At 30.1% G+C, this 14,877-nt stretch carries 14 protein-coding genes; 1 reads left to right on the top strand and 13 read right to left on the bottom strand.

Annotated features, from left to right (window positions below; translation table 11 throughout):
- Nucleotides 1-13 precede the first annotated feature (13 nt).
- Nucleotides 14-835, bottom strand: coding sequence for a glycosyltransferase family 2 protein (locus Q0714_RS01060; protein ID WP_298262439.1), 822 nt, complete (start codon nt 833-835; stop codon nt 14-16).
- A gap of 925 nt (nt 836-1,760) precedes the next feature.
- Here Q0714_RS01060 and Q0714_RS01055 point away from each other — a divergent pair.
- Nucleotides 1,761-2,141: an HU family DNA-binding protein gene (locus Q0714_RS01055; RefSeq protein ID WP_298262438.1), complete on the top strand. Its 381-nt coding sequence runs from the start codon at nt 1,761-1,763 to the stop codon at nt 2,139-2,141.
- An 836-nt stretch (nt 2,142-2,977) separates the two neighbouring features.
- On the opposite strand, the gene Q0714_RS01050 is transcribed toward Q0714_RS01055, so the two are convergent.
- From Q0714_RS01050 to Q0714_RS00995, 12 genes are all read right to left on the bottom strand, one after another.
- Nucleotides 2,978-3,898, bottom strand: a complete 921-nt coding sequence (locus Q0714_RS01050; protein ID WP_298262437.1) for a GDP-L-fucose synthase — start codon at nt 3,896-3,898, stop codon at nt 2,978-2,980.
- Nucleotides 3,899-4,149: 251 nt separating this feature from the next.
- Complete coding sequence (locus Q0714_RS01045; protein WP_298262436.1) at nt 4,150-4,437, bottom strand: GIY-YIG nuclease family protein; 288 nt, start codon at nt 4,435-4,437, stop codon at nt 4,150-4,152.
- Between the two features lie 229 nt (nt 4,438-4,666).
- Complete coding sequence (gmd, locus tag Q0714_RS01040) at nt 4,667-5,779, bottom strand: GDP-mannose 4,6-dehydratase (RefSeq protein WP_298262435.1); 1,113 nt, start codon at nt 5,777-5,779, stop codon at nt 4,667-4,669.
- A gap of 23 nt (nt 5,780-5,802) precedes the next feature.
- Nucleotides 5,803-6,615 carry a glycosyltransferase family 2 protein gene (locus tag Q0714_RS01035; protein ID WP_298262434.1) on the bottom strand — a complete coding sequence of 271 codons (813 nt, stop codon included), beginning with the start codon at nt 6,613-6,615 and terminating at the stop codon, nt 5,803-5,805.
- A 13-nt stretch (nt 6,616-6,628) separates the two neighbouring features.
- Complete coding sequence (locus Q0714_RS01030; RefSeq protein ID WP_298262433.1) at nt 6,629-7,780, bottom strand: glycosyltransferase; 1,152 nt, start codon at nt 7,778-7,780, stop codon at nt 6,629-6,631.
- The gene (locus tag Q0714_RS01025) at nt 7,759-8,652 is read right to left on the bottom strand and encodes an NAD(P)-dependent oxidoreductase (protein WP_298262432.1); all 894 of its coding nucleotides are present in this window, start codon (nt 8,650-8,652) and stop codon (nt 7,759-7,761) included. Before Q0714_RS01025 ends, Q0714_RS01030 begins: the two co-directional genes overlap by 22 nt.
- A gap of 29 nt (nt 8,653-8,681) precedes the next feature.
- On the bottom strand, nt 8,682-9,530 hold the full coding sequence (locus Q0714_RS01020; RefSeq protein ID WP_298262431.1) for a sulfotransferase domain-containing protein: 849 nt from the start codon (nt 9,528-9,530) through the stop codon (nt 8,682-8,684).
- Between the two features lie 10 nt (nt 9,531-9,540).
- The gene (locus Q0714_RS01015; protein WP_298262430.1) at nt 9,541-10,356 is read right to left on the bottom strand and encodes a sulfotransferase domain-containing protein; all 816 of its coding nucleotides are present in this window, start codon (nt 10,354-10,356) and stop codon (nt 9,541-9,543) included.
- A 28-nt stretch (nt 10,357-10,384) separates the two neighbouring features.
- Nucleotides 10,385-11,593: an ABC transporter ATP-binding protein gene (locus tag Q0714_RS01010; RefSeq protein WP_298262429.1), complete on the bottom strand. Its 1,209-nt coding sequence runs from the start codon at nt 11,591-11,593 to the stop codon at nt 10,385-10,387.
- A gap of 234 nt (nt 11,594-11,827) precedes the next feature.
- A complete protein-coding gene (locus Q0714_RS01005; protein WP_298262428.1) occupies nt 11,828-12,673 on the bottom strand; it encodes an ABC transporter permease in 846 nt (281 codons plus the stop codon).
- A gap of 354 nt (nt 12,674-13,027) precedes the next feature.
- A complete protein-coding gene (locus Q0714_RS01000; protein ID WP_298262427.1) occupies nt 13,028-13,315 on the bottom strand; it encodes a GIY-YIG nuclease family protein in 288 nt (95 codons plus the stop codon).
- 117 nt (nt 13,316-13,432) lie between these two features.
- Nucleotides 13,433-14,689 carry a GTP-binding protein gene (locus Q0714_RS00995; protein WP_298262426.1) on the bottom strand — a complete coding sequence of 419 codons (1,257 nt, stop codon included), beginning with the start codon at nt 14,687-14,689 and terminating at the stop codon, nt 13,433-13,435.
- Nucleotides 14,690-14,877: the final 188 nt, after the last annotated feature.

Below are 14,877 nucleotides of genomic sequence, written 5' to 3'. Positions count from 1 at the left end.
TGAAATAGTCTTTTTAATTGTTTTTTGTTTTATACTTTCTAATTTTTCTTAACATAAATCTTGACATGGTATAAAAAATAACTCTATGCAAATTATTATTATTTTTACTATTCAAAATTATTTCACTACAAATTTCAATTAACTTACTTAAATTAAATACTTTAAACCCATTAAAAAAAAATATAGATAATTTATCATTTTCAAATTTTACATCTACATTTGATGAACTCAAACCATCAATCCCATAATTTGCAATTATTAAATTAATATAATATTTCTTAATTTTTTTTGAGTAAAACCAACAAATATTATGATGCCAATCAGCTAATAACTTGTACTTTAAATTAAATTTACCAATAGTTTTAAACATCCCTTTATTAAAAAAAATGGCTTGATGGCAAATATTTTGATTGAATAGTTTTATGGGTGTAAATTCTCCGGCATAAATACCGTTAAAACGTGGTGATGTAACATTACCATAAACAACATCATTATTTTTTAATTCTTTTAATGCTACTACTTTTTCAAGTGTTGTAGGTTCATATAAGGTATCATCACTTCCCATAAAATACAGCCATTCTCCTTTTGCTAATTGTATACCTTTATTCATAGCGTCATAAATGCCTTTGTCTTTTTTAGACTGAATCTTTATTTTGCTGGAAAATTGTGCTGCATATTTTTGGGCTATTATAAGGGTATTGTCGGTAGATAACCCATCCATTATCAACACCTCCCAATTGGTATAGGTTTGTTGCACTATACTGTTTAACGCCTCATCTAATGTATTATGGGCGTTAAAGGTTGGAATAATGATAGTTATAGTTGGGGTTGTCATTTGTAATTTTTTCTGAGGTAAAAATAGAAAATATAACACAAAATACCCGAGAAGATGTTACTTAGTTTTAATTTAACTTAGAATGTGTTATAAATTAGTATTTAAGAAAATAAATTGTATCCACTTGTCACTTCGAGTGATGTACGTAATGAAATGAAGTAAATCGTATCGAAAAGTGCTCTTTTAAAGTGATGTACGCAATAAAATGAAATATGTGTTATCCACTTTGTCACTTCGAGTGATTTTCACAGAAAATTGTATCGAGAAATGCTCTATTTTTATAACTCATTCATTTAATTGTTAAAATATAAATAAGCATTAAAAAAAATTTATTAATACCTTCTAATAAAAACACAAACATAATACGTTGTTTTTCAATATATTAAGTGTGTTTAACTATTAGCATCCTAATAATTTAAGAGTTTTTAAAAAAAAAATAAAATGTTACTAACTAATACATAAAAAGAACGGATTTCTCTTAATTATTAAATAATTTTACAGTATTGTTTTTACTCTATGTTTTAACAAGGTAAAAATGAGTTCATTGAAATGCCCTTAGAAGAAATTAGCAACTCTTCTTATAATACCACAAAACTTACGAGTTATGGTATAGAAAAGCAAAAGTCCTAAAGTTGGCGCTTTAAGACTTTTTACGGTGGTAACGCTAAAAGAAGCGTTAGATTTATTTTTTCTATTACAAATCTACTATTCTTCTTTTAGCTTACCTAAATTTTTAACATAAAATTTAATTAAGTTACTAATGTTGTAATCCTTTTTAACAATCAATACTATGCTAAACAACGAGCATAGTAACAAAGTACCAAAATTCATGGCTCCTTAGATTTTTTTAAATAAAAGGTGTGTAATTAAAGGCTTTAAGACAGTAGCCTATTGTCAAATACTGTCTAATTTTAAATTTTTAAATATGATTAAATTTAGTTTAAGGGGAAAAGTAAATCCTCAAAATTTATTAGAAGAGAATAAATTATTTCCAATAAAACAAGCTCAAGAAACGTTGACCTTAAGAGATTTTGGAAAACGCATTAGTAGAGAAAGTACAGTTAGTATGATGGATACTATGGCAGTTCTAGAAGGCTTGTTACAAATTATTCCTGATGAAATTTCCAACGGTAAAATTATTAAATTAGGTGATTTTGGGACTTTTAGAACAACCCTTTCTGCTGAAGGTGTTGCCACTGAGGAAGAATTTACCCTCTCTAAAATAAAAGGTTTAAATGTACGATTTAGACCTGCTCGTGAGTTTAGAGATCAATTAGCATCTGTAAAATATGAACGAGTTTCATAATTAATTTTTAAGTTAAAAAGGGAAGTAATTAATTACTTCCCTTTTTTTTGCCTTTATTTTTATTATAAAAGTAAGGGTGCTTTAAAAAAAAGTAAGGTTGTTTTTGAAATAAGTAACTGAGCTTTTGAAATAAGTAAGGGTGCTTTTTGTTCTCGATACACTACGTTACTCGAACTGACGTAACTTTGTGGTCAATTAAAGTATTGTACAACATAAAATTAAGTACATTGTATCCACTTGTCACTTCGAGTGATATACGTAATGAAATGAAGTAAATTGTATCGAGAAGTGCTCTTTTAAAGTGATGTACGCAATAAAATGAAATATGTGTTATTTACTTTGTCACTTCGAGTGATGTACGTAATGAAATGAAGTAATTTGTATCGAAAAGTGCTCTTTTAAAGTGATGTACGCAATAAAATGAAATATGTGTTATCTACTTTGTCACTTCGAGTGATATACGTAATGAAATGAAGTAAATTGTATCGAGAAGTGCTCTTTTAAAGTGATGTACGCAATAAAATGAAATATGTGTTATCTACTTTGTCACTTCGAGTGATATACGTAATGAAATAAAGTAAATTGTATCGAGAAGTGCTCTTTTAAAGTGATGTACGCAATAAAATGAAATATGTGTTATCAACTTTGTCACTTCGAGTGATGTACGTAATGAAATGAAGTAAATTGTATCGAGAAGTGCTCTTTTAAAGTGATATACGCAATAAAATGAAATATGTGTTATCTACTTTGTCACTTCGAGTGATGTACGTAATGAAATGAAGTAAATTGTATCGAGAAGTGCATTATAAAACAGTTAATTTCATCTATTTACAATCTTATTTAAACGCTTCTTTATACACCGCTCTAATCCCTTCTTCCAATTCAATAGTGTGCTTCCAACCTAATTGATGAATTAATGAAACATCTAGCAATTTTCTAGGAGTACCATCAGGTTTAGAAGTATTCCAAGTAATAATTCCTTTATAACCCACTATTTTTTGTATCAATTGTGCTAAGTCTTTTATAGATATATCTTTACCTGTTCCAATATTTACACTCACTGTTCCTTGATACGTTTGCATTAAATGATAACAAGCATTGGCTAAATCGTTTACATGTAAAAATTCTCTTTTAGGAGTACCTGTTCCCCAAACAGTTACTGAGGGTTCATTATTTATTTTAGCTTCATAAAATTTTCGCAATAATGCAGGTAATACGTGTGAATTGTTTAAATCATAATTGTCATTAGGCCCATATAAATTGGTTGGCATTACCGAAATAAAGTTACAGCCATATTGTTTAAAATAACTTTCGCATAATTTTACCCCTGCTATTTTTGCAATGGCATAGGGTTCATTTGTAGGTTCAAGTTCCCCTGTTAATAAATGCGTTTCTTTTATAGGTTGCGGGGCTAATTTCGGATAAATACATGAGGAGGCTAAAAATAATAATTTTTTAACTTTATATACATAACTTTGATGTATTACATTGCTTTGTATTTGTAAATTTTCATATAAAAATTGCGCTCTATAGGTATTATTAGCTTCTATTCCTCCTACTTTGGCAGCAGCTAAAAATACGTATTCAGGTTTTTCTGCTTTAAAAAAATCTATGACTGCCTGTTGATTGGTTAAATCGAGTTCTTTAGAGGTTCTCAACACTAAATTGGTATAACCTTCTTGTTGTAGTTTTCTAACAATAGCCGATCCTACCATACCCTTATGGCCTGCTATATAAATTTTGTCGGTTTTGTTCATATTTTTTGTTTTTTGTGTTGTGTTGTTCTTTTTTTAAGTTATAACGTCAGTTCGAGTGCCGAAGCAACGCGAAGGTGTATCGAGAACTGATTTTACGCTCATTTCTTCTCGATACAATTTTTTTCAAAAATCACTCGAAGTGACCCCTCGATGTAACTCGGGGCAGGCTTTTTTTATTACCATTACGCGTCAGTTCGAGTGCCGAAGCAAAGCGAAGGTGTATCGAGAACCAGCAACGAAAAATTTTTAAATCAGAACTTTTTCTTCGCTAAATTAATTAAACTGTCATATTCACCATTAATTAAAGCTTCTTTTTTTGATTTTGACCACTTCTTAATTTGCTTTTCCTTATTTATAGCAATACTGATATCTGTAAATTCAGCATAAAAAACCAATTCTAATGGTCTTCGTTTATATGTATAACTGTTTGTATGAAGACCGGAATTATGCTCAAACATTCGCTTTTCCAAACTTGAAGTAACGCCGGTATAAAAGGTGTTGTCTTTACATTTTAAAATGTATAGGTAACTTTTTTTCATAGCTATTATTTTTGCATTTCAATTTTTGTTTTCAATTTAACTACGGAAGCACACCTAAAATTTCGATAACTCTTTGATTTTGAATTACTATTACGCGTCAGTTCGAGTGCCGAAGCAAAGCGAAGGTGTATCGAGAACTGGTTGTACTCTCATTTCTTCTCGATACAATTTTCTTCGAAAATCACTCGAAGTGACGATTTGAAGAAACTGTATTCAGGTTTAATATAAACTACTCAAACGTGTTTAACGTATCAAATCCTCCTTTTTGTAAAAACTTATCTTTTTTAAATAGCTTTACATCGTATTCCATCATTTCTTTTACCAAACCTTGTAAATTGTATTTTGGTTGCCAGTTTAATTGTTGCTTGCATTTGGTAGCATCTCCAATTAACAAATCAACTTCTGTTGGCCTAAAATAACGTGGATCAATTTTTACCACTTCTTTTCCTTTTGGCAATTGAAAATTGGGATGTGTACATTGAGCTACTTTACCAATTTCTTGTTCATTTTTTCCTTCAAAAACAAGTTCAATTCCTACTTCAGCAAACGCTAGTTTTACAAAATCTCGAACCGAAGTTGTAACTCCCGTTGCTATTACATAATCTTCAGGTTTATCTTGCTGTAACATTAACCACATGGCTTCAACATAATCTTTGGCATGCCCCCAATCTCTTTTAGCATTTAAATTTCCTAAATATACGGTGTCTTGTAAACCTAGAGCAATTCTGCTTGCAGCTCTCGTAATTTTTCGAGTTACAAAAGTTTCTCCTCTTAAAGGAGATTCATGATTGAACAAAATACCATTGCATGCATACATATTATAGGCTTCTCTATAATTTACCGTAATCCAATACGCATACATTTTAGCTACTGCGTAAGGTGAACGTGGATAAAATGGTGTTTTTTCTGTTTGCGGCATTTCTTGTATTAAACCGTACAATTCTGAAGTTGATGCCTGGTATATTTTGGTTTTATGTGTTAAACCCAATAAGCGCACGGCTTCTAAAATACGTAAGGTTCCTAACCCATCTACATTGGCAGTATATTCTGGGGTATCAAAACTTACTTTTACGTGCGACATTGCGCCTAAATTGTAAATTTCATTGGGTTGTACTTCTTGTATGATACGTGTTAAATTTAAGGCATCGGTTAAATCGCCAAAATGCAGTTTAAATTTAACGTCTTTCTCGTGTGGGTCTTTGTATAAATGGTCTATACGCTCTGTATTAAACAAAGAGCTTCTGCGTTTAATACCATGCACGGTATAGCCCTTTTGCAGTAAAAATTCGGCTAAATACGCCCCATCTTGTCCGGTAATACCTGTTATTAGTGCTGTTTTCATAATTTTATAAAACTATTAAATTATTATTTAAATAGTATTTTTTTTATTTTTTTTAGTGGCTTTAAAATAAAAGTGCCAAGTCTATATGGTTTAGAACTTGTAACTCTTTTTAAGGTCTTTTTTAACTTTTGATTTTCAGCATATAACTCTATTATATTATATTTATGTGCTTCATTAAATATTGTTAATTCTGTATGAAAACCGTCAGCATTAGATTTTGTCCCGCTTAAACCAGTTTCATTAAAAATTGCTACAATTATTTCAATATATTTAATTTTTAATTCTCTATTTTGGAAACACCTAATATTAAAATCATAATCAGCATGTATAAAATATTTTAGATTGTAATTTCCAACAAGTTTAAAGGTTTTTTTACTATAAAATATTGCTTGATGACAAATACTTATCTGTTGATTAATAAGTTTTACTAAACTTGACTCACCAGAATAAATTTTCTTACTGAATTTAAATTCTACATTTCCGTAGATTACGTCATATTTTATATTATCTACAACAAAAATATTAGCTAAAGTATTTTTATTATAAAATACATCATCACTACCCATAAAATATAAAAAATCACCTTTTGCCAATTTAATTCCCTTATTCATAGCATCATATACTCCCTTATCTTTTTCTGAAATTAAAATAATATTTGAATGTGTTAATTTAAACTCGTTAACTAGTTCACAAGTGGCATCACTAGACAAACTATCAACAACTATAACTTCAATATTTACATATGTTTGAAATAATATACTTTCTAATGTTTGAGTTATGGTTTTGGCGGAATTGTAGGTCGGTATGACTATGGATATTAAAGGATTATGATTCATAATGAACAAAATATTAACTTGTGACTTCATTTATTAGTTCAACAAAATCCTGAGAAAACTTTTTCCTATTGATATTGTAGTCAATCTTTTTTATTTCTGGACTTGAAATAATATACTTTTCCATTAATAAAGCTAATTGATTTTCATTATTTGGTTCAAAAAAATCACAGTTAGAATTCATCTGCTCTCGATGAACCTCTATATTAGACAATAAAATAAAATTATTAACTGCTTTAACATCTTCAACAACTGTACTCCATCCTTCAAAATATGAAGGCTGTATAACAGCCTTAGCATTTTTCATAATTAGTAACTGATCTTCTCGAGGTATAAATCCTAAGAATTTGACATAATTTTCTAATTGATTTTCTTGAATATATTTTTTCAAATTAATTACATAGTCTTTATTTCTATAATCATTTTCTTTCCCAGAAAATACCACTAGAATATTAATTCCTTTATTTTTTAAAATTTTAATTGCTTTTAAAACTACTATATGATTTTTATGTTCCCAGAACTGATTAGGTGAAAAATAAAAATCACCATTTATCTCGTATTTTTTGAGTACTTTTTTATCATTTAATTTTTTATAATTTGGATGAGTAACCGCAAATTGAATTACATATTTCTTAATATTTGAATTAGGGAATAAAAGTTCAAAGTGATTTAAAGATGTTTTACTGCTAAAGCAAACAAACTTTTTATTTGATGCAATTGATTCATAATATTTTTGACGAGAATCAATTTCTTCCTTTTTAAAGTATTGAGGTAAATATTTTTCCTGAAAGTCTGGAATCCAATAAACACAATTCTCAAAATCTATAAAAAACTCTTCAGCGTAGTACTTATAAACCATATCCAACTTTTTTAATTCACTATTTGTCTCAAAAAAAGAAGGATATCCTATACTTTTTAGTACTTTATTTACTATTCTTTTAAAAAGAGAAATACGTTTATAAGTATTATAACAATGCAAATATTTATAATTTGTTTCATTTTTTAAATAGTTATAATCTCTAATATCGTTTGTAATAATACTAACTATTGGTTTATTTTTATCTTGTAATAAGTTTAATGCATGAATTAGGTTTAAAAAATAATATGTGCCGCCAATCCAATTCTCATTATATGAAAAAATTAAGCCTATTCGTTTTCTCTTAACCATGCTACATATTTCTTTAATCCTTGTTCAATACTAATATTTTGCTTATATCCAATCGCTTTCAATTTTGATATATCCGCTAACCAATTATTTGGGTCTCCCAATTTAGTTTCTCCATTAAATAGTAATTTTTTACTGGGATAAAATTCATTTATAAAAATTTGTGCCGCATTTGAAATTGTAATTTCAATATTATTAGCTACATTATAAGTTGAACCTTGAAACTTTGCGTGCTGGATTACTAAATCAATTATTTGTAATAAATCATCAATATAAATAAAATCTCTTGTCTCATTTCCAGTGCCGTAGAGGTAAACATTATTATTTTTTTTTGATTTTTCATATAAATCCCAAAACAGTTGTTTTTTTAATCTAGGACCATAAGCTGAAAAAACACGCAAACTGCAAGTATTCAATCCAAAAAACTTATAATATTCTTTTAGTAATAATTCGCTTTGTAATTTGTGAAATCCATAAGGTGAAAAAGGTTTACAAGGGCTATCCTCTGTAATGGGTAAAACCTGAGGATTACCGTAAACTGCAGCACTTGAAAAATTTATAAATTTACAACTATTATTAAAATCGCGAATTGCAACTAATATTTTTTGAACATTTACTACATTAAGCTCAAAATCTTTTGATGGGTTTTTAAATGAAAAGCCAACGTTGGCTGAACCTGAAGCGTTGATGCAATAATCAAATTTATTTTCTTTAAATATTATAGAAAAATCAGAATTATGAGAGGTAATTTGGTAATAATTTTTGTCATTTGATTTGTTGATATCTGCTTGCCAAACATCATTATTTTTAGATTTAAAATAATCTACACAATGACTGCCAATAAAACCTTTTGAACCAATTATTAATATTTTCATTTAATTTAAATTAATTTTTCAAAATTAAATTACCAATTGTTATTATTTTCATAACCTAGTTTAATTAATAATTCTCCGTAATTATCTTTAAAATAATTTATATTCTTTTTTGTAAAATAATTTTGCCAATCTCCAACTTCTCCTTTTCTATAGTGACTATTTTCATTTAATTCGCCTTTAAACCTTCCTTTTGTTTTAAAGTAAAAATCGTGCTTATAAATTAAACTCATTAATAACCCAAAATTTAAATCTCTTTTTTTATTACTATTAATATTGAAAATTAACTCATTTAAAATCTCTTTTTTAGTTAAAGTATGTGGTAAAGTACTTCTTTTATCTAATAATCCTAAAAAAATAAATATTTTAGGTAAAAAAATGTATGGATTTTTCGTTAGGTCCTCAAAACGAGTTTCAAATATATTTTCATTATCATAATTCCAATTATTAAGACTATCAAAAATCTTAACAGGCTCGCCGTCAATCATCATATCATCTAAATGTCTCATAGTTGCTTGTATTCCCTCCTCAAAATTTAATGATTTTAGCTCAGCCCTGTATTCATTTAATTCTGGCCACATATAATCAGAATGTGTTTTTAGATGCGAAAAATAAGATGAAACAACAATATCTCTAGGGTCACGAATAACGTGAAACCCCTTAAATGACCTATTCAATTTTTTAACAGAATTATATTCAGCATTTGTATAAGAAAAGAAATCTAAATTATTTATTGCAATTTCATTTTCAATATTGTGATTAAACATTTTTGCACTATGATAATGTTTATGATTTATATTCAGTAAATCAGATAAATCATACAAAATTTGAATTAACCAAGTTGATGCCGCTTTATGAATTCCGAAATAAAAGTAAGTCATTAATTTTATCTTATTTATAATATTTTTTTAAACTTATAGAATTTGAAATTTCAAATATATTTATTAAATCATCTGGAACTTCTTTTTTGAAAGTATCTAAATTGCCTTTTCTTATAAAATTCATACCATCTAAGAATTTTCCCTTTTTCATACTTGTCCAGTCCTCCCTTTTTTCCAATTCTTTCATATGTCCTATTGATGTTAATTTTACTACTTCATTCAATTCAATATCTGTTCTAGTAATATTTAAAAAATTACAAATGCGTTTTAATTCTTTTAATTTATTGTTTTTCAAATCTTCAAACTTAATCCATAAAATATCAGCATTAAATGGATTTTTTTCCCAACTTAAAATATGTTTTTGCCAAGTGCCCCCAAAAATATCTACTTTACCCATATACAAGTCTTCCAAAGAAACTTCTTTTCCCATATTTTTCATCATATGATAATAAGATAATAAAGCTTCCCTGCCGTCTCTCATAATATAAATAACTTTTTTATAACGTTTTTCAGGTAAGTTATGAGATTTAAAGAAACAAACATCATTAAATCTAAAATAATGTGTATTTGTATATATATCTGGAACAATAAAATTAACCATACTTCTACTACCTTCTTTATTTATGCCATAAACTAAGTGCGTTATTATGTGTTGCATTAAAGTATTGCCAGATTTTGGAAAACCAACTACAAAAACATCTTCATCTCTGGTATCAGTTATCGGAATTAAATCAACAGGAAACATTTTATCATTAGTGTTTTGTTGTGCAACAATAACATCCTTAAAAAAAATCTTTTTTATGAATTTTTTTGATTTTTTGAGCATAAATTTAAAATAATTATACATGTTTGGATTAAACTTTTTGAAAATCAGAAGTTAATAAAAACGGAGGGAAAATATCTAAATCATGTTTTATTTGAAATGATAGAATATTATTTTGTCTCAAATATACATTCTTGGTTTTTTCCCTTTTTACAACTATATCAACAGAATATACCCCTTTTGAAAATTGAACTTTATTGTGTTTTACTACAAATTCAATAAAGTTATTTTTAATTTCTAAATTAGAAAAGTCATTGTTTAAATCTAAATAAGCCGCAGGTCTTTGTTCTTTATCTAAAATTACAATAGCAAAAATTGGAATATTTTTAATTGACTTTTTTAATTTAAATCTAAAATATATTTTTAAATCATCTAACCAATTTAATTGATAAAGGTTATCACTATTTTTATTACAGTCTAATAATTTTACCTCATTTAATTCTAAAGTTTCATCTGTAAATAAAAGATTACTTTCATTTTGAACAAAACGCGTATAGTATAAATCTATAGCTTTACTTACATCTTTATCTTGAAATTTAGTTGTGCCATTATCTAATAATATTATTTGATTACAAATACGTGATACCATAGGCATACTGTGGCTTACAAAAATAATAGCAGTACGGGGCAATATTTTATCAATAGTTTTATAGCATTTAAGTACAAACCCTAAATCTCCCACAGCCAATACTTCATCAATTAACAATACATCAGGTTCTAGTTGTGCGGCAACGGCAAAGCCCAAGCGCACTTTCATACCGCTGCTGTAATTTTGTACCGGCATATCAATAAACTCGCGTATTTCGGCAAAGTCTATAATAGCTTCTACTTTGGTATCAATTTCTTTACGGGTAAAACCTAAAATAGCACCATTGTTGTAAATATTTTCTCTCCCAGACAGTATAGGGTTAAAACCAGCACCTAGCTCTATTAAAGCCCCTACACGCCCTTTGATAGTTACTTTACCTTCATCGGGGTTAATGAGTCCGTTTAATATTTTTAATAAGGTACTTTTTCCAGCGCCATTGTGCCCTATCAGTCCTAAACACTCACCTCGGCGCAGCTCAAAATTAATATCTTTTACCGCCCAAAACTCTTTAGGACGCAGGTTTCGAGGCTGCGTATTGCCCAACACATTGCTATACAAGTCTTTTACCCCATACCATAAGCTGGTTTTAAGGTCTTTACAAAACTTTTTAGACAGGTGTTCTACTTTTACCAATACCTCGTTTTCTTTCATACTTTTTATTTTAGTCATTGCGAACGTCATTGCGAGCAACGCGAAGCAAACCCGAACGCAGTGAAGCAATCTCAACAGTTTACTTCGTCGTACCCTCCTCGTAAAGACGTTCCATACGTCATTGCGAGCCGTCATTGCGAACGCAGTGAAGCAAACCCGAGCGAAGCGAAGCAATCTGTTACTCCACAGCAAAAGCTTGCTTCGTCGTCTGCGACTCCTCGCAAGGACGACTTTTTAAGCACTCATCCGCTCCACCAGTATAGGAATGGAAATTCTATACAATAGCAAACCCACTACCAACAAAGGAATACAAACCGCCAATACCCACCCATAATACGCTAAATACTCCGGACTTTGTCCAACTATAAACGCTCTTGTGGTACTAATAATGGGGGTAAACGGATTGAGTTCCATTAAGGTTTTCATCAATCCCTCTTTTGGAATGGCATATACTACTGGGGTGGCATACATTAAAAAGCCCAATCCCAAACTGATTATTTTTTTAATATCGTTATACAACATACCTATAGGGGTAATAAATAAACCTATAGTAGTTCCAAATAAAATAGCACCTAAAAATGCAAAAGGAAATAATAACAAACTGCTATGAAATCCCACACCAAACACCACTAAAAATACCAATAATATGATAATTTTTACCAAACTGTTAAACAATAATTTGTAAATACCAGATACTAATAAGGCTTCTTTAGGAAAGTTTATTTTGGATAACAACCCCTTGGCTGCTGTAGTACTGCTCATAGGAGCATCTATCGCTTCTTTAATAATAGACCATAACAAAGTACCTGAAAACGCATATACTGGATAAGGAATTCCGGTATCTGTTAAGCGAATAGTACCTGTAAGGTTTAAAAAAATCCAAACAAAAGCGGTGGTTAAAGGGGTAATAAACGCCCATATAATGCCTAAAAACGATTGGCGATATTGCGCTTTAATATCACGTACTGCCAACTGTTTAGATAAAAACCGAGAGTTGTAAATATCTTTAATACTGTCTTTTAACAGCTTTGCAATATTGGTGTTATTTTCCTTTTGATATATCTTGGTTTCTAATGCCATTTAAAAATAAATCTCCTATCCTGCTTTTTGAAACGTATGTACAGTTATTTTGTTGTTGTAATTTTTAACAAATGTTTCAATAATAGCTTTTTAGGACGTGCTTGAATTTTGGTTGATTTTGTTGGTAAATATAGGACTTTTTAATGGAAATGGAAGTAGTTTTTTGTCATTACGAACCGTCATTGCGAGCGAAGCGAAGCAATCTGTCAGTCATTGCGAACGCAGTGAAGCAAACCCGAGCGAAGCGAAGCAAACCCGAGCGAAGCGAAGCAAACCCGAACGCAGTGAAGCAAACCCGAACGCAGTGAAGCAAACCCGAACGCAGTGAAGCAAACCCGAGCGCAGCGAAGCAATCTACCAATCCCCCTCAAATAAATCCTCCCAACTTGGATTTTTTAAAGCAATCAACTGTTCTTTTTTAGCACGACTCCCAGCCTTCAATTGTTTTTCTCTTAAAATTGCTTGTTTGATATCATCAAACACTTCAAAATAAACCAATTTATTACAATTATATCTTGCAGTAAAACCTTTATAAAACTTTGTTTTATGTTGTTGTATCCGCTTTTGTAAATTACTAGTAACCCCTGTATAAATTACCGTATTATTTTTATTGGTGATTAAGTAAACATAGCCCTTTTTCATAGTTTAAAGATAGTAATTTAGTCATTGCGAGCGAAGCGAAGCAATCTGTCACTTGTCATTGCGAACGTCATTGCGAACGCAGCGAAGCAAACCCGAGCGCAGCGAAGCAATCTGTCACTACACCACCATCCCAGCAGCTACAGTTTCATTGGTAGCCGCATCAATTAAAATAAAACTACCTGTGGTTCGGTTTTTAGAATAGCTATCAATAATCAACGGTAAGGTAGTTCTTAGTTGAACTTTGCAAATGGTATTCATCTCAATTTCTTTAGCTTCTTCATTGCGCTTTAGCGTATCAATATCTACCTTATAATACACGTTTTTAATAATGGCTTTCTGTTCGTTAGTAGTATGTTTTATGATATATTTAGCTTTGGGTTTGGCGGGTTGATGATGCAACCAACAAAGCATCGCTGTAAGGTCTTGTGTTACTTTAGGAACATTATTCGATTTCACCAACATATCGCCTCTACTAATATCAATTTCATCTTCCAAAGTAAATACCACCGACATATCTACAAAAGCTTCTTCTAGCAATTCATCGTATTGATTGATGGTTTTAATGGTAGATGATAAGCCTGATGGATAAACTGTAACTTGATCTCCTGTTCTAAAAATACCTCCAGCTATTTTGCCTGCATACCCTCTAAAATCTGGAAAATCATTGCTTTGCGGACGCAATACAGTTTGCACTGGAAAACGAGCATCTACCTTATTGGTGTCGCTACTGATATGAATGGTTTCTAAGGTATGTAACAAAGGCGCATTTTGATACCAAGGCATCTGCTGTGAACGTATAACTACATTATCTCCTTTTAATGCACTAATTGGAATATACCGTACATCTTTAATCATCATTTTAGATGAAATTTCTTCATAATCTTGTACAATATTGGTAAAAACTTCCTCGCTATAGTTTACCAAATCCATTTTATTAACACATACAATAATATGAGAAATTTGTAATAATGAAGCAATATAAGAATGTCTTTTAGTTTGTTCAATCACCCCTTTTCTAGCATCAATTAACACAATAGCTACATTGGCGGTAGAAGCACCTGTAACCATATTACGAGTATATTGAATATGACCAGGAGTATCGGCAATGATAAATTTTCGTTTAGGTGTGGTAAAATAACGATATGCTACATCAATGGTAATACCTTGTTCACGCTCGTCGCGTAATCCATCGGTAAACAATGCCAAATCTAAATGTTCAAAACCTTTCTTTTTACTAATGGCGGCTACATTGCTTAATTGGTCTTCAAAAATGGATTTAGAATCGTATAACAAGCGACCTATTAAGGTGCTTTTTCCATCATCTACACTTCCTGCAGTGGTAAAACGTAATAATTGATTTTTATCTATTTGCATGTTTTATTTTTTTTATTTACGTCATTGCGAACGTCATTGCGAGCGAAGCGAAGCAATCTGCCAGTCATTGCGAACCGTCATTGCGAGCGTAGCGAAGCAATCTCTAACTCGGCACTAACAGTTTACTTCGTCGTTTTCAACTCCTCGTAAAGACGTTCCCCACGTCATTGCGAGCGCAGCGAAGCAAA

The organism is uncultured Lutibacter sp. (genome assembly GCF_947493565.1).
Taxonomy (GTDB): Bacteria; Bacteroidota; Bacteroidia; order Flavobacteriales; family Flavobacteriaceae; genus Lutibacter; species Lutibacter aestuarii.
Note: the sequence above shows the minus strand (reverse complement) of the source record. Positions and strands in the feature narration are given on the sequence as shown.